Source organism: Janthinobacterium lividum (genome assembly GCF_034424625.1).
GTDB classification, from domain to species: Bacteria; Pseudomonadota; Gammaproteobacteria; order Burkholderiales; family Burkholderiaceae_D; genus Janthinobacterium; species Janthinobacterium lividum.
The window spans coordinates 4,822,849-4,838,316 of the sequence record NZ_CP139976.1; the positions used below are offsets into that span (position 1 = coordinate 4,822,849).

The 15,468-nt window shown below is 61.9% G+C and carries 13 protein-coding genes; 1 reads left to right on the forward strand and 12 read right to left on the reverse strand.

Annotated features, from left to right (window positions below; translation table 11 throughout):
- Positions 1-26: 26 nt before the first annotated feature.
- From U0004_RS21905 to ndk, 7 genes are all read right to left on the reverse strand, one after another.
- Entirely contained in the window at positions 27-695 is a 669-nt protein-coding gene (locus U0004_RS21905) for a YfgM family protein (protein ID WP_070254064.1), read from the reverse strand.
- Between the two features lie 54 nt (positions 696-749).
- On the reverse strand, positions 750-2,111 hold the full coding sequence (hisS, locus tag U0004_RS21910; RefSeq protein WP_034789042.1) for a histidine--tRNA ligase: 1,362 nt from the start codon (positions 2,109-2,111) through the stop codon (positions 750-752).
- 69 nt (positions 2,112-2,180) lie between these two features.
- Positions 2,181-3,455 carry a flavodoxin-dependent (E)-4-hydroxy-3-methylbut-2-enyl-diphosphate synthase gene (gene ispG / locus U0004_RS21915; protein WP_034789045.1) on the reverse strand — a complete coding sequence of 425 codons (1,275 nt, stop codon included), beginning with the start codon at positions 3,453-3,455 and terminating at the stop codon, positions 2,181-2,183.
- 38 nt (positions 3,456-3,493) lie between these two features.
- The gene (locus U0004_RS21920) at positions 3,494-4,393 is read right to left on the reverse strand and encodes a helix-turn-helix domain-containing protein (protein WP_327076244.1); all 900 of its coding nucleotides are present in this window, start codon (positions 4,391-4,393) and stop codon (positions 3,494-3,496) included.
- A gap of 82 nt (positions 4,394-4,475) precedes the next feature.
- Positions 4,476-5,252, reverse strand: a complete 777-nt coding sequence (pilW, locus tag U0004_RS21925; protein ID WP_231958013.1) for a type IV pilus biogenesis/stability protein PilW — start codon at positions 5,250-5,252, stop codon at positions 4,476-4,478.
- A gap of 11 nt (positions 5,253-5,263) precedes the next feature.
- Entirely contained in the window at positions 5,264-6,439 is a 1,176-nt protein-coding gene (rlmN, locus tag U0004_RS21930; RefSeq protein ID WP_034752035.1) for a dual-specificity RNA methyltransferase RlmN, read from the reverse strand.
- Positions 6,440-6,564: 125 nt separating this feature from the next.
- The gene (gene ndk / locus U0004_RS21935) at positions 6,565-6,981 is read right to left on the reverse strand and encodes a nucleoside-diphosphate kinase (protein WP_034752036.1); all 417 of its coding nucleotides are present in this window, start codon (positions 6,979-6,981) and stop codon (positions 6,565-6,567) included.
- 221 nt (positions 6,982-7,202) lie between these two features.
- Here ndk and U0004_RS21940 point away from each other — a divergent pair, with 221 nt between their 5' ends.
- Positions 7,203-7,889, forward strand: coding sequence for a Bax inhibitor-1/YccA family protein (locus U0004_RS21940; protein WP_034752039.1), 687 nt, complete (start codon positions 7,203-7,205; stop codon positions 7,887-7,889).
- 59 nt (positions 7,890-7,948) lie between these two features.
- Here U0004_RS21940 and U0004_RS21945 read toward each other — a convergent pair whose 3' ends face one another.
- The 5 genes from U0004_RS21945 to rlmD all read right to left on the reverse strand — a co-directional run bounded on the left by U0004_RS21945 (position 7,949) and on the right by rlmD (position 15,237).
- The gene (locus tag U0004_RS21945) at positions 7,949-8,794 is read right to left on the reverse strand and encodes a LysR family transcriptional regulator (RefSeq protein WP_070254069.1); all 846 of its coding nucleotides are present in this window, start codon (positions 8,792-8,794) and stop codon (positions 7,949-7,951) included.
- Between the two features lie 28 nt (positions 8,795-8,822).
- On the reverse strand, positions 8,823-9,968 hold the full coding sequence (cfa, locus tag U0004_RS21950) for a cyclopropane fatty acyl phospholipid synthase (protein ID WP_115057551.1): 1,146 nt from the start codon (positions 9,966-9,968) through the stop codon (positions 8,823-8,825).
- Between the two features lie 286 nt (positions 9,969-10,254).
- Positions 10,255-11,301, reverse strand: coding sequence for a cupin-like domain-containing protein (locus U0004_RS21955; protein ID WP_081345453.1), 1,047 nt, complete (start codon positions 11,299-11,301; stop codon positions 10,255-10,257).
- A gap of 78 nt (positions 11,302-11,379) precedes the next feature.
- Positions 11,380-13,335 carry a glycosyl hydrolase family 18 protein gene (locus U0004_RS21960; RefSeq protein WP_269462220.1) on the reverse strand — a complete coding sequence of 652 codons (1,956 nt, stop codon included), beginning with the start codon at positions 13,333-13,335 and terminating at the stop codon, positions 11,380-11,382.
- A 561-nt stretch (positions 13,336-13,896) separates the two neighbouring features.
- On the reverse strand, positions 13,897-15,237 hold the full coding sequence (gene rlmD / locus U0004_RS21965) for a 23S rRNA (uracil(1939)-C(5))-methyltransferase RlmD (protein ID WP_070254073.1): 1,341 nt from the start codon (positions 15,235-15,237) through the stop codon (positions 13,897-13,899).
- Between the last annotated feature and the right edge of the window lie 231 nt (positions 15,238-15,468).

Sequence of the window (15,468 nt, forward strand, 5' to 3'; positions counted from 1 at the left end):
GCCCGGCCACGCCGTCAGTGTTCCTGTCAGGCGGCAGCCTTGTCAGCCTTGGCCTTGTCTTCCGGTACCGTACCGCCAATCGCTTCCAGCTTGACCTGGATCAATTGACGGCCTGGGTTGTTCTTGTCCGTCGCGGCCAGTGCGGCCAGGTAAGCCGTGCGTGCCTCGGCCAGCTTGTTTTGCGCCACCAGGATGTCGCCCTTGCGGTCGGCCACGGCGCCGGCAAATTGCGCCACGGAAGCCGTCGCCAGTACTTTCAGCGCTTCATCGTAGGCTTTTTCATCCAGCAGGACGCCGGCCAGGCGCAGCTTGGCGATCGCCTTGTACTCTTCCGTGCCGTGCTCGGCAACCCATTGCAGCTGGGTCTTGGCCGTTTTCAGGTCATTCGCGTCAAACGCCACCTTGGCCGCGGCCAGGGCGCTCATCTGCGCATACGCCGTGCCGCTGAAACGCGATTGCATGTCGCCAGCCGCGCGCATCACCTTGGCGGTGTCCTTGGCGGCGATGGCGTTTTGCAGTTCGTCGTACAGTTGGCCCGCTTGCGCAGCCTGCGTGCGCTGGTAGTACTGCCAGCCAGCCCAGCCGCTGTAGCCTGCCAGCGCCACGATCAGGACCCAGGAGGTCAGATTGCCATTGCGCTGCCACCAGGCCTTGAGGGTTGCCAGTTGTTCTTGTTCTTCGTGATCGTATGCCATGGGTCGTCAGTTTTAATGAGTAGTTGATCGAGGGTAGTACGGTCTTGCAGCAAATCAATGGTGGTGATGCACGTGGCCGCCAGGACCGTGGTCATGGCCGCAATCGTGGTCGCCGATGATCTGGTCCACCACGTAGTCGACGACATCGTCGAACGGCACCGTGTTCTGCTGCGCGCCGGCATCGGCTTCGCGCATGGCTTTCACCGTAGCAACGTTATTGGCGATTTCATCGTCGCCCATGATCACGGCAAACGCCGCGCCGCTGGCGTCGGCCTTTTTCATTTGCGTCTTGAAGCTGCCGCCGCCGTTGCTCGCTGCGCAATGTAGCACAACGTCCAGGCCCGCATCGCGAATCCGCTCGGCCAGCACGAAGGCTTGCAAGCCTGCCTGCTCGCCCTGGTGCACCAGGTAGACGTCGCACTGGGCTGGCTGCTCGGGCTCGGCCGCATCTTTCATCAGCAATACCAGGCGTTCGACGCCCATGCCGAAACCGACGGCGGGCGTCGATTTACCGCCGAACATTTCCACCATGCCGTCATAGCGGCCACCGGCGCAGACCGTGCCTTGCGCGCCCAGCTTGTCGCTGACCCACTCGAACACCGTGCGGTTGTAGTAATCGAGGCCGCGCACCAGGCGTGGATTGATGGTGAACGGGATATTGTTGTGGTTCAATATCTTCTGCACGCCGTGGAAGTGGGCCAACGATTCCTCGCCCAGGTAGTCCAGCAGCTTCGGCGCGCCATTGACCAGGTCCTGCATCGCAGGGTTCTTGGTGTCGAGGATGCGCAGCGGATTGCTGTGCAGGCGGCGCTTGGCTTCTTCGTCGAGCAGCTCGCTGTGGCTTTCCAGGTAGGCGATCAGGTCGGCGCGGTGGCGCAGGCGCTCGGCCGCGTCGCCGATCGAGTTCAGTTCCAGGCGGATGCCTTCCAGGCCCAGGTCATCCCACAGGCGGCGCGACAGCATGATGATCTCGGCGTCGATATCCGGGCCCGTGAAGCCGATGGCTTCCACGCCGAACTGATGGAACTGGCGGTAGCGGCCTTTTTGCGGGCGCTCGTGGCGGAACATCTGGCCCTTGTACCACAGGCGTTTCGGGCCTTCGTAGACGAGGTTGTGCTCGACCACGGCGCGCACCACGCCGGCCGTGCCTTCAGGACGCAGGGTCAGGTTGTCGCCGTTCATCGAATCGGTGAACGAATACATTTCCTTTTCCACGATATCGGTCACGGCGCCGATGGCGCGCGCGAACAATTTCGTTTCTTCCACGATCGGCGTGCGGATTTGCTGGAAGCCATAGCTTTGCAGCACGGATTGCGCCGTGTTTTCAAACAATTCCCACAGCGGGGCATCGGCTGGCAGGACATCGTTCATGCCCTTCACGCCTGTAATTTTTTCTGCTTTTTTATTTTCGGACATAGTGTTCTTCTTTGCTTTAACTTGATTGTCGGATGACGCGCGTAGCGCTAATCCGACCTACCCGACCGATTACGCGGCAACCGGCGCGGTCTTGCCATAATGGCTTTTAACATAATTCAAGACGATGTCCTGGAATTCCTCGACGATGCGTTCGCCGCGCAGGGTGACGACTTTTTCGCCGTCGACAAACACGGGCGCGGCAGGCGACTCGCCCGTGCCGGGCAGGCTGATGCCGATGTTCGCATGCTTCGACTCGCCGGGGCCGTTGACGATGCAGCCCATGACGGCCACGTTCATCGCTTCCACGCCCGGATACGATTTCTTCCACTCCGGCATCTGCTCGCGCAGATACGTCTGGATGTTGTCGGCCAGCTCCTGGAAGGTGGTCGACGTCGTGCGGCCGCAGCCTGGGCAAGCGATGACCATGGGCGCGAACTTGCGCAAGCCCATGGTTTGCAGGATTTCCTGGCCGACGATGACTTCGCGCGTGCGGTCGCCGCCCGGTTCGGGCGTGAGCGAAATGCGGATGGTGTCGCCGATGCCTTCCTGCAGCAGCACGGCCAGGGCCGCGGTGGACGCCACGATGCCCTTGCTGCCCATGCCCGCTTCCGTCAAGCCCAGGTGCAGCGGATAGTCGCAGCGCTGCGCCAGTTCGCGGTACACGGCGATCAGGTCCTGCACGCCCGAAACCTTGCACGACAGAATGATCTTGTCGCGCGCCAGACCCAGTTCCTCGGCGCGCACGGCGTTTTCAATCGCCGACGTCACCAGCGCTTCATACATGACGGCTTGCGCCGGCCACGGTTCGGCGCGGCCCGCGTTTTCATCCATGATGCGCGCCAGCAAGGCCTGGTCCAGGCTGCCCCAGTTCACGCCGATGCGCACCGGCTTGTCGTAGCGGCAAGCCGCCTCGATCATTTGCGCGAATTGCGTATCGCGCTTGGCGCCCTTGCCCACGTTGCCCGGGTTGATGCGGTACTTCGACAGCGCGCGCGCGCAATCGGGGTAATCGTTGAGCAGGGTATGGCCGTTATAGTGAAAATCGCCCACCAGCGGCACGTCGATGTCCATCTTGTCGAGCTGCTCGCGGATGTAGGGCACGGCCGCGGCCGCTTCCGGACGGTCCACCGTCAGGCGCACCAGCTCCGAACCGGCACGCGCCAGTTCCTTGATCTGGATCGCCGTGCCGATGGCGTCGGCCGTATCCGTGTTCGTCATCGACTGCACCACCACGGGGGCGTCGCCGCCCACCCAGATCTGGCGCTGGCCGTGCGCGATCAGCACCTTGCGGCTGTCGCGACGGCCGGATGGACCGGAGCCGATCGCTGTTTTCGAGGTAGCCATAATATTATCTTCTGAGTTTGCTTGAACGGTTACTGCAATTATTTGATGCTGACACGGGAAATCGTGCCGCCGGCAACGGTCGGCAGATCCAGCTTGGCGCCGCGCAAGGTTGCCTGCACGACACCAGGCTTACCGACCACCAGGGTGGCCGGGCCCGTGATATCGAACGTTTCCGTGCTGCCCGCCTTGACCATGCGCGAAATCAGCGGCGTGCTGCCGGGGCGGCGGATTTCCACCCAGGAATCCTGCTCGACCTTCAGCACCAGCGCATTCGCGCCCACGGCAGCTGCAGCCGCGGGCGGCGTGACGGCAGGCGTCGCCGCTGGAGCGGTCGCGGCGGCTGGCGGCACTACGGCAGCGGCCGGCGCCGAAGCGACGGCGGCCGGTGCGCCCGTCTGCGTATCGTTGCCTGGCGGCGGCACGGAAATCAGGGGCACGGACGGCGACTGCACGGGCGTCAAGTCCTGGCCCGGCTTGATCAGGGTCGTTTCCACGGGGCCCACTTCCGCATGCGCCGTTTCTTTCCCGGCCTGCGAGGACAGCAGGCTGGCCGGCACATAACCGAGTTTATACGCGCCAAAGGCGGCCGCCACGACGACAGCCACGGCGCCGGCGATCCAGAGGGGAGTCTGGTTCGACGAGCGCTGCGTCATCGACGGGAAGCGCGATTCGGAAAACGTGGCGGAAATTTCACGCCGCACGGGCGCGGCCGGGTCCTGCTGCGCCGGCGCCGGATGGACTTCGATCATGGCCACCAGCGGCGCCGCGTCGAGACGCACCACCTTGGCGTAGGCGCGCACGAAACCGCGCACCACGGCCAGATTCGGCAAAGCCGCCATGTCGCCCTCTTCCAGCGCGATCACCTGGCGCGGCGCCAGCTTGAGCTGGTCGGCCACCTGCTCCACCGGCCAGCCCAGCGCTTCGCGCTGCGCTTTCAACTGTGCGCCTGCCAACGCAAGATTGCCCTGGGGCTGCTGCTGAGGCGTTTCTGCCCACTCTGAATTCATTGGTATCCCTGTCTCACTCATCAAACGCCCCATTTTGATAAGCAGCATATTCGGGGGAGCCGGAATGGTGGTTGCGCAACAGCGCCCCCAGGCCAGCTTCCGCACCCGCATCCCCGAGCTTATGCTGCACCTTGATCCCGAGCCACAGCACATCGGCCGTCTGGCCCTCCATTGTCGCTACTTTACCGAGCCGCTCAAGGTAATGAGCCGCTTGCCGGTAGTCTTGCTGTTGGTAATACACGCGCACCAGGCCGGCATAGGTAATTGCCGCGCCAGGTGCGATGCGCTCCGCCTTGAGCCAGTAGCCGGCGGCGCGCGGGTAATCTTTCATGACCAGGCTGCACGCCGCCGCATTATGCAGCGCCAGTTCAGGCGTGCCATAGGCGACATCTTGCAATGCGGCATCAAAATACGCCAACGACTGCGCCGCGCGCCCGGTCTGGCACAGAAACAGGCCATAATTATTGCTCAACTCGGGATTGTGGGGCGCAAGGCGCAATGCGTAAAGAAAATCTTTTTCAGCAGCCACGGGTTGGCGCATAGCAGCAAAAATCAGGGCGCGCATGCCGCGCACCTGGGCGTTGCCCGGCACCAGCTGCACCGCCTGCTCCGCTTCCGCCAACGCCACCACAAACTGGTCTTGCATATAATAGGCGCTGGCCAACTGCAAGCGCAAGGCGGCGCGCTGCTCGACAGATGCAGCCTGCTCCTTGTCTGCGGTGGAAGCACAGCCGGCCAGCAGCACGCCCAGGCTGACAACAGCCACGGCAAGTACGCCAGGATAAGCCATGCTTCCCCGCATCAGGAGCGGATCTCCACGATCTTGCCGAAATTGGCGCCAAATTTTTGTTGATACTCAGTCATCTTTTCCATGCGCTCCTGCACCCGGGTGCGGTCCTTGACTTCGCCGGCCAGCTGGCCGCAGGCCGCATCGATATCGTCGCCGCGCGTCTTGCGCACGGTGGTGATGATGCCGCCATCCATGAGCACCTGGGCAAACGCCTTGATGCGCGGGTTTTTCGAGCGGAACAGGCCCGACTCGGGGAAAGGATTGAACGGGATCAGGTTGAACTTGCAGTTCACGCCGAACTCGCGGTCTTGCACCAGCGCCAGCAGTTCGCGCGCATGCTCGTCGCTGTCGTTGACGCCGTCCAGCATGCAGTACTCGAAGGTGATGAAGTCGCGCGGGGCAAATTCCAGGTAGCGCTTGCAGGCCGCCATCAATTCCTTCAGCGGGTATTTCTTGTTCAGTGGAATCAGCCCGTCGCGCAAGGCGTCGTTCGAGGCGTGCAGCGAGACGGCCAGGGCCACCGGCACTTCCTGCGACAGCTTGTCCATCATCGGCACCACGCCCGACGTCGACAGGGTCACGCGGCGGCGCGACAGGCCGTAGGCGTTGTCGTCAAGCATCAATTTCAGGGCAGTGACGGTCGGCTCAAAGTTCAGCAGGGGCTCGCCCATGCCCATCATCACCACGTTGGTGATCTGGCGCTCGCCTTTCGGGCCCGGTTCGATGCCCTTGGTGCGGCGCAATTCGAATTCCGCCATCCACAGCTGGCCGATGATTTCGCCCACGGACAGGTTGCGGTTGAAGCCTTGCTTGCCCGTCGAGCAGAAACGGCAGTTCACGGCGCAGCCGGCCTGGGTCGAGATGCACAGGGTGCCGCGGTTTTCTTCCGGAATGAACACGGTTTCCACGGCATTGCCATTGCCCACGTCGACCAGCCACTTGCGCGTGCCATCCGTCGACGTGTGGTCGCTGATGATGGCCGGGGCGCGCACTTCGGCGCGCGTGGCCAGCTTGTCGCGCAGCGACTTGGCCAGGTCCGTCATGGCGTCGAAATCGGAAGCGCCGAACTGATGTATCCAACGTTGCAATTGTTTCGCACGAAACGGTTTCTCTCCCAACTCGGCGCAGTAGGCGATGAGTTGCGCGGGATCGAGGTCCAGCAAGTTGGTGAGGGTCGTCGTATTCATGATCTTGTCTATTCTAAAAATCCGTCCCCGCGCGCATCCGGAGCGAAAACTCCACAGCGCAGCGGGAACAGGGGGTGATAAGTTATTTCACAGATAACGCCAGGAAATAACGTTATCTAAGGCAATTAAGCCTTCAGTTCTGGGAAGAAGTAAGCGATTTCCACTTTAGCAGCTTCGACAGCGTCGGAACCGTGTACGGCGTTAGCGTCGATCGAATCGGCGAAATCGGCGCGGATCGTGCCTTTTTCTGCTTTCTTCGGATCGGTCGCGCCCATCAGGTCACGGTGGGCCAGAACGGCGTTTTCGCCTTCCAGGGCTTGGATCATGACTGGACCGGAAACCATGAAGTCGACCAGATCCTTGAAGAAGCCGCGTTCTTTGTGCGCTGCGTAGAAGCCTTCAGCTTGTTCGCGCGACAGTTGGGTCATGCGTGCTGCAACGATTTTCAGGCCAGCGTTTTCAAAACGGGAGTAGATTTGACCGATTACGTTTTTTGCAACTGCGTCTGGTTTGATGATCGACAGGGTGCGTTCGATTGCCATGTGTGAAAACTCCAATAAAAAGTAAGGTTTAAAACGGTAAATTGATAACTCAATCAACCTTTGATTTTACCATACTCCACCCCATATCACCCAGACAGGCAGGGGGCATCTTGCCGCCCTGCCCCCGTTTAATGAAATCTTAAGCTGCTTTTTTGGCAAATTCCGGCCCTCATGCTATCCTTGGGTAAAGCAGTAATTTGAATTGACAACACGGAGGCACTATGAATCAGAACATGCAACGCACCTTTGACCTGTCGGGGGGCATGCAGCAAGTCCGCCATCAGGTCTTGCGCAACACTTACTGGCTGCTGGCGCTGTCCATGATCCCGACCGTGCTGGGCGCCTTCATCGGCGTGCAAATGCATTTGCCGATGCTGACCGGCGGCATGGGTTTCATCATCTTCATGGCCGTCGCTTTCGGCTTCATGTACGCGATTGAGAAGACCAAGAACTCGGGCCTCGGCGTCGCCGTCCTGCTCGGCTTTACCTTCTTCATGGGCCTGATGCTCACGCCTATCCTGACGCGCACGCTCGGCTACTCGAATGGCGGCATGCTGATCATGACGGCATTCGGCGGCACGGCCACCATCCTGGCCGTGATGGCGACGATCGCCACGGTCTCGAAGCGCGACTTCTCGGCCATGGGCAAATGGCTGTTCGCCGGCGTGATCGTGCTGATCCTGGCATCGGTAGCGAACATTTTCCTGGGCCTGTCGGCACTGTCGATCGTGATCTCCATGGTCGCCATCGCCATCTTCTCGGCCTACATCCTGTATGACGTGCAGCAAATCATCAACGGCGGCGAGACCAACTACATCTCGGCCACCCTGCGCATCTACCTGGACGTGTACAACATCTTCACCAGCCTGCTCTCTTTGCTGGGCTTCGCTGGCGGCAGCCGCGACTAAGCGCTAACGCACGAAAATAAAAGCCGACCCTCGGGTCGGCTTTTTTACGTCTGTCGCACCTATTTGCCCCTTTCCGCCACCCCCAGCAGGCAGGCGCGGGCGCGATCCAGGGTCGGGTTGTCGCGCTGGGCCGCATACACGGCGTAGGCAGAATGCGAGAATTCGGGCGCGTCGCGCACGCGGTGCAAGAGCCCCGCATCGAGGTAGGGCTGGGCCGAGCCGATGCGGAAGTAACTGGCGCCGCCCACGTCGAGCAGATACACGAGGGCCAGCGGCCCCAGCGAGATCGAGACGGGCGGACTGCTCAGCTCAGGATACGCCGCCTGGTGATTGGCCGCGAAGCTGGGGCCCCAGTCCACATACACATACGTGTCGACATGCATCTGCCCGTCGGCGCGCGTGGTCACCATCACCAGCTTTTCCTCGGCCAGCAATTCGCTGGCCAGGCCCGGGCGCTGCGGCGGGTTGTACAGCACGGCCAGGTCCAGCGAGCCGTCATGCACGGCGTCGAGCAGGCGCGCGGGGCTGTCAACCTCGGCTCGCAAGGCGATCTGGGGACAGTCGCGGCTCATGCGTATCAGCCAGTCGCCGAGCAGCGGCTGCCACAGGCTCAGCTCGCAGCCGATGCTGACGGCGTCGTCGCGCCCGGGCGGCAAGGCCACCTGGTGGCGCGCCCGCTCCCACACCTGCACCATGGTGGCCGCATGGCGCATGAAGCGCTCGCCGGCCGACGTCAGGCGCGCGCCCGCCTTGTTGCGCACGAACAGCTGGCGCCCCAGTTGCTGCTCCAGCGAGCGGATGCGGGCGCTGACGGCCGTCTGCGTCACGTGCATGCGTTCAGCGGCCATGATGAAACTGCCGCAGGACGCCACTTCCAGGAAGGTACGCGCTTGATTGATATCCATCAATCCATCATATCAGTTGCCGCACATCTCAACTGACACGCTCGTAGCCACCGAGCACGCCCTGCTTGGCCAGCACCCATTGCCACAGCTGCAGGTCGCGCGCGCGGAAGGCGCCGGCGCAGGACAGCAGATAGTAGGACCACATGCGGTGGAAGCGCTCGCCCAGCTGGGCGGCAAAGCGCGGCCACGCCTGCTCGAAATTCGCATGCCAGGCCATCAGGGTCTTGTCGTAGTCGGCGCCGAAGTTATGCAAGTCCTCGGCCACGAACAGATCATCGATGGCGTCGCCGATCTGGCCAAGCGACGGCAAGTCGCCATTCGGGAAGATGTATTTGTCGATCCACGGATCGCACGTGGAATGGCGCTTGTTCTTGCCGATCGTGTGCAGCAGGAACAGTCCGTCGTCTTCCAGGCAGCGGTGCGCCACTTCCATGAAGGTGCGATGGTTCTTGTGGCCCACGTGCTCGAACATGCCGATGCTGACGATGCGGTCGAATTTTTCATCAGTGTCGCGGTAGTCCTGCAGGCGGAAGTCCAGGTGCTCGCCGCCCGGCATGCCGCGCGCATATTCTGCCTGCTCCTTCGAGATCGTCACGCCCACGCACCGCACCTGGTATTTCTCCGCCGCATAGCGCATGAAGCTGCCCCAGCCGCAGCCGATATCGAGCACGCGCATGCCCGGTTCCAGGCGCAGCTTGCGGCAGATCAGATCGAGCTTGGCTTCCTGCGCCTCGGCCAGGTTGCCGGCATCCTTCCAGTAGCCGCAGGTATACGTCATGCGCGGATCGAGCATGGCCGCATAGAAGGCATTGCCCAGGTCGTAGTGCTCCTTGCCCACCATCCAGGCGCGGCGTTCCGTCTGCAGGTTGAACAGGCGCGCAGTCAGCGCATGGAAGGCCAGGCGCATGGGGCGCACGTCGTCGGCCACCCTGGCGCGCAGCAAATGGCAAAAGAATTCGTCAAGCTGGTTCGCATCCCAGTCGCCATCCATGTACGCTTCGCCCAAACCAAGGTTGCCGCTGGCGAAGGCGCGCTCCGGTACGCCCGGTTTGCGCAGCTGCATGTCCCAGGCGGCGCGGCCATTCAAATGGATGTCGGCCTTCGCCAGCAGCTCGGCCGCCTCGCGCGTCAACCGCGTGTCCATGGTGATTTTCGGTGTTTGCTGCAACTGCATTGCTGCTTGTGTCGTGTGCTGCGTGTTCATGCCCTGCCGCCTCCAGATGGTTGTCGGTGCTGGCGCGCCGGCAAGTCCACTCCGCAGCCCGGCGCCGCGCCAGCCATAAAATTATCCGCCCGCCATCGCCATCTGGATAATGAAACATCATGGCCATTCATATCAAAATATTTGCTGTGAAATGATTTGAATCAATTTTTCCATGGAAATATTTTTTGCACGAAACGCTCTGAAGCATGAAAAAAGCCGCCTGTACGGCGGCTGTTCGCGGCAGCTTAGCCCACGATCAAAAGTCGTGATTCGGCGGATACTTGCTGTAAAAATCGTTATCCCATTTGAAATTGGTAAACGCCACCGTCATCGATATGTCGAGCGCTTCGACGAAATGCCAGCAGCCGACGGGCAGAAACAGGATCTCGCCCGGCGCCAGCACGCATTCGCGCACTTGCACGTCCGCCATCAGCGGATAGCGCTGCAGGTCGATATCGCGCCCGTCGACGGGCGTAAAACAGTGGCGCTGGTTGTACACCCGCGCCACCTCGCAGGCGGCCATGATGCGCAGCCGCTTGCGCCCTTGCACCTGCGCCATGAAGTTGTTCGTCAGGTCGTGGTGGAATGGCGTCACCGTGCCGGCCGGGCCAAACCATAAAAAACCCGTGAGGCCGCCACTCTGCTCCAGGTATTCGGGCAGCTGGCCGATATCATCCCACAGCTCGCGCAGCGCCTGCCGGTTCTGCGAATTGTTATTCGCCGTCATGTAGAAATCGTTGGTCGCGCCGCTGCCCTCGACCAGGCTGGCGTACTCGCCAAACGCCATCTTGCGCTTGTGCGCCACGCTGTTCATTTCGTACTGCGCATCCGCCTCGCGGCCGAACTGCACTTCCACTTCGCGCTGCGCGTAATGCTCGCGGAAATAGGCCGGGCTCCACTTGGCCATGGCGGGCCAGTCGTCCATCATGCCCGTGATGATCACCGGCTGGTTGGTGGAATAGAACTCCGTCAGGAACTCGTGCGCCGTCAGTTTCTCGCGGCGGGGAATCTCGGGTGGACGCAACTGGTTCAGCTTGCGCTGGATGTCGATCACCCAGTCGCGCTTGGCCAGCCGGTTCGACAGGCGCACGGCGCCGGCCAGGTAGGGACTCTGCAGCGCCAGCTCCACTTCGCGGCGCGCCAGGGGCTCCGTAATGCCTGCCTTTTGCAGCACCGGCATCAGCGCCGACGGGTGGCTGCCCAGCATGAGGTTTTCCGCGATCCAGCTGCGCCATTCGCGGCTCAGCTCCTGTTCCGGCTGCTGTTCTTTCTGCTTGACTCCGAATGTCGATACCGCCGCCATCGCCCGTCTCCTGTTTTTTATGTGAACAAGCGGCCGGGCAGCGTATGCCGCCCGGCCGCCTCCTACTCTAGCGCAGTATTACCGCACCTTCCACACCTCGGTTGCCAGCACGCCATTCGCGTCGCCATCGAGTTCCCACGAGAACGCGCCGCGCAAGCCCTGGTCCTTCACATATTTCACCTTGGTGCCGATGACGGTCGGGTCATCATAGCTCCACCACTGGCCGCCCGCCCCCGTGTACAGGTACAGCTGCTTGGTCACGGGATGGTAATAGCGCGTGCCAGCCTTGGCCACGAGGATTTTATAGTCCTCGATACCCGACTCGTAGGTGCCCGGCGCCGTGCCCGTGGCCGCCTGGTACAGGCCATCGCCATTCGGCCCCGGCGCCACGCCCGTCCAGCCGCGGCCATAGAACGGTATGCCCAGCAGCAGCTTGTCGCGCGGCACGCCGGCGGCAATCATGTACTGCACCGCCTTGTCACCCACGTATTCGCGTGCCATGCCCGTCGACGGATCGGCAGGATCGGCAAACAGCTGGGCGTTGAAGTTGGTGCTGTTTTCCCAGCCGCCGTGGAAGTCGTAGGTCATCAGGTTGATCCAATCCATGTACTGCGAGTACAGGGCCGGTTCCGTGTTGTCGATCTTGTCCTTGCCGGCACCGACAGCGGCCGTCAACAGGTAGCGCTTGCCGTTGGCTGCACCGAGCGCATCGAGCTGGCTGCGGAATTCCGCCATCAGCAAGGTGAAGTTGCGCTTGTCGTTGGGGCTGACCGTGTTGTACGGCTGGCCGCCGCCGACCGGATATTCCCAGTCGATGTCGATGCCGTCAAAGATGTTGGCCGCCGCGCCCACGCCACCGCGACCGCCCTGCACCGGCAGGTTGCCCTTGATGTAGATATCGATGCAGGAACGCACCATCTGCTTGCGCAGCGCATCCGTGGCCGAACCGACGGAGAAGTTCTTCGACCAGCTCCAGCCGCCCAGCGAGATGAACAATTTCAGGTTCGGGTGCGCCGCCTTGAGTTTTCTCAGCTGCAGGAAGTTGCCCGACAACGGTGCATCCCAAGGAATCGCCTGGCCATCGACGGTGCGCTTCGGCGTGCGGATGTAGTCGGCCTCGGCATCGCCGCCCGTGCCCGCGTCCGGCGAATTCGGATTCGTCGCACCCGGCTCCGTCTTGGTGATCATGGCGCATTCATAGCCGCCGTTTTTCGGATAGATGTTGCCGAAGGCATAGTTGATGAAGGTCAGCTTGTCGGCCACGCCGCTCGTGTGCACGTTCGCCACTTCATAGTCGCGGCCATACACGCCCCACTGCGCAAAATAGGAGCCGACTTCGCGGCCCGTTGGCGTTGGCGTTGGTGTGGGAGTAGGTGTTGGAGTCGGCGTCGGCGTCGGCGTCGGCGTCGGCGTCGGCGTCGGTGTCGGTGTTGGAGTCGGGGTTGGCGTCGGCGTTGGAGTAGGTGTCGGCGTGGTACTGCAGATCTCCAGGCTGGTCCACGGCTTGCCCGTGCCGGCGGCGCCGCTGCTGGTCGACGGATTGTCGCCCTGCGTCCAGTAGTTGGCGCGGTAATTCGTGCCCGCATAGCTGACGGTGGCGCCCGCGCTGTAAGCCGTGCCGGCCACCCACGCCAGCGCGCAGGTGCCGCCGGTTGGCGTTGGCGTCGGAGTGGGGGTTGGAGTCGGCGTAGGCACCGGGGTCGGGGTTGGCGTGGGAGTTGGAGTCGGCGTTGGGGTGGGAGTCGGCGTCGGCGTGGTGCCGCCGTCGCAGGTGCCGCCGGCGCTCCACAGGCTCGGCGTGGAAACGGGATTCCAACCCGAGCCCACGTGATCCGTCTGCGTCACCAGGGCCGTATAGTTGGCGCCCAGGTAGGTGACCACCGTGCCCGCGTTATACGTGCCGCCCTCTTGCCACGGCACGCAAGCGACCACGGTACTGGCCGCCAGCAATTGCGACCCAGCCGGCGCGCCGGCGTCACCGCCGCCACCGCCGCATGCCGCCAGCACGCCACCGCTGGCCAGACATACCATCATGTTCCTGATCGTTTTTTTGAGTATTAAATTTTCCACGTTGTCTCCTGTTCAGGTTTGCGGAAATACCACTTTGCTTCAATGAAGAGCTACCCTGTGATTTTGTTTTTTGCAGTTGCAAGAACAGCATGCTGCTGAAAAAATAGGCGGTCAAGTGGTTTTGAAGTGGCCTCAAAGTGGGCAATACCACTTTGCGCAAGAAGCGCAGCGGCGGAGGCAAATGGCGTGTTGTCCTACTGGACAATGAAAAAACGGCAGAGGAAGGATGTAAAAAGACGCTGGATCGGGAAAATACAGACCAGTTTTATAACACGCTGTAAGTGGTATTGGTGTGGAGGTGGGAGAAAAAGCGGAACCTGTGCAAGCGGCCGGGATACCCTCGGCGCGCCTGAAAAACGTTCAGAGCAAGGCGCCTTGCCGAAGACAGTACGAATAGTACGGCTAGGCAAGGCAACGCAGCTATGGACGTTTTTCCACGTTCAGGGCAAGACGCCTTGCCAAAGACAGTACGCAAGTACGGCTAGGCAAGGCAACGCAGCTATGGACGTTTTATCAGGTGTGCCATCAGAGCAGATCAAAGACCGCCATCGATTCCACGTGGGAAGTGTGCGGGAACATGTTCACCACGCCCGCCTTGCTCAGCACATAGCCGGCTTCCAGCGCCAGGATGCCGGCGTCGCGCGCCAGGGTCGACGGGCTGCACGAAACGTAGACGATGCGTTTCGGCAGCAGGTCCGGACGCACTTGCGACAGGCCGACCAGCGCCTGGCACAGGGCCATGGCGCCATCGCGCGGCGGGTCGACGAGGATGCGGTCGAACTTGCCCAGCGCGATCAGGTCGTCCGTCGTCACTTCGAACAGGTTGCGCGTCGAGAACGAGGTTTTTTCCGCCAGGCCATTGGCCAGCGCGTTTTCCAGCGCCCGCTCCGTCAGGGTGGTGCTGCCTTCGATACCGACCACCTCGCTGCCTTGCGTGGCCAGCGGCAAGGTGAAATTGCCCAGGCCGCAGAACAGGTCGGCCACGCGGTCTGTCGGCTGCACTTCCAGCAAACGCAAGGCTTTCGACACCAGCACGCGATTGATGTGGTGGTTCACCTGCGTGAAATCGACGGGCTTGAACGGCATCTTGACGCCGAATTCCGGCAGCAGGTAATGCAATTGCTTGTCCAGCGGATAGAACGGCACGGCCGTTTCCGGGCCCTTGACTTGCAGCCACCATTGCACGCCGTACTCGTCGGCAAAGGCCTTCAGTTTCGTTTCATCGTCCGCCGTCAACGGCGCCATGATGCGCAAGACCATGGCGGTGACGTCTTCGCCCACAGCCAGTTCGATCTGCGGCATCTGGTCGAAGATCGACAGCGAAGCAATCAATCCGCGCAGCGGCAGCAGCATGGCCGAGATGTGTGGCGGCAAGATCTCGCAGCTATCCATGTCGGCCACGAAAGCCGATTTCTTTTCATGGAAGCCCACCAGCACGGCGTCCTTCTTCTTGACGTGGCGCACGGACAGGCGCGCGCGGTAGCGGTAGCCCCAGGTCGGGCCATACATGGGGCGCATGATGCTCTGCGGACGCACCTTGCCGATATGCCACAAGTTGTCTTCCAGCACGCGCTGCTTGATCGCCACCTGCGCCGACGGTTCCAGGTGCTGCATCGAGCAGCCGCCGCAATTGTCGAAATGATTGCACTTGGGCGTCACGCGCATCGACGATTCGCGGTGCAGCGCCGTCATGCGGGCCATTTCCCAGTTCTTCTTTTTCTTGAACGTCACAAAGCTGACGCGCTCGCCCGGCAATGCGCCTTCGACAAACACAACCTTGCCCGGCGAGCCGTCTTCGTTCTCAATATGGCCAACGCCACGGGCGTCCATGTCGAGCGATTTGATTTCGATGATATTTTCTTGCATAGCGATCAATAGGTAAGAGTGGGCCAGGACGCAGGGCCGCGCTGGAACTTGAAAGAATGGGGGAAAGGTCAGGCGCCGCGAGCGGGGCGTATGATAGCAGATCGCGACAGGCAAAAGCCGCTCAAGCCCGCACCGGGCAGCAAGCCTGAGAAAATGCGCAGGGCAAGGCGCGTGGCCGAAGACAGTACGACAGTACGGCGAGGCCATGCAACGCCGCCATGGGCGTTTTAT

What these genes read in the sequence shown, in the direction of transcription:
- U0004_RS21955 (WP_081345453.1), bottom strand. Translation starts at nt 11,301, where the DNA reads ATGGCGGCGGTATCGACATTCGGAGTCAAGCAGAAAGAACAGCAGCCG.
- hisS (WP_034789042.1), bottom strand. Translation starts at nt 2,111, where the DNA reads ATGTCCGAAAATAAAAAAGCAGAAAAAATTACAGGCGTGAAGGGCATG.
- U0004_RS21945 (WP_070254069.1), bottom strand. Translation starts at nt 8,794, where the DNA reads ATGGATATCAATCAAGCGCGTACCTTCCTGGAAGTGGCGTCCTGCGGC.
- ispG (WP_034789045.1), bottom strand. Translation starts at nt 3,455, where the DNA reads ATGGCTACCTCGAAAACAGCGATCGGCTCCGGTCCATCCGGCCGTCGC.
- U0004_RS21905 (WP_070254064.1), bottom strand. Translation starts at nt 695, where the DNA reads ATGGCATACGATCACGAAGAACAAGAACAACTGGCAACCCTCAAGGCC.
- rlmN (WP_034752035.1), bottom strand. Translation starts at nt 6,439, where the DNA reads ATGAATACGACGACCCTCACCAACTTGCTGGACCTCGATCCCGCGCAA.
- ndk (WP_034752036.1), bottom strand. Translation starts at nt 6,981, where the DNA reads ATGGCAATCGAACGCACCCTGTCGATCATCAAACCAGACGCAGTTGCA.
- U0004_RS21940 (WP_034752039.1), top strand. Translation starts at nt 7,203, where the DNA reads ATGAATCAGAACATGCAACGCACCTTTGACCTGTCGGGGGGCATGCAG.
- rlmD (WP_070254073.1), bottom strand. Translation starts at nt 15,237, where the DNA reads ATGCAAGAAAATATCATCGAAATCAAATCGCTCGACATGGACGCCCGT.
- cfa (WP_115057551.1), bottom strand. Translation starts at nt 9,968, where the DNA reads ATGCAGTTGCAGCAAACACCGAAAATCACCATGGACACGCGGTTGACG.
- U0004_RS21960 (WP_269462220.1), bottom strand. Translation starts at nt 13,335, where the DNA reads ATGATGGTATGTCTGGCCAGCGGTGGCGTGCTGGCGGCATGCGGCGGT.
- pilW (WP_231958013.1), bottom strand. Translation starts at nt 5,252, where the DNA reads ATGGCTTATCCTGGCGTACTTGCCGTGGCTGTTGTCAGCCTGGGCGTG.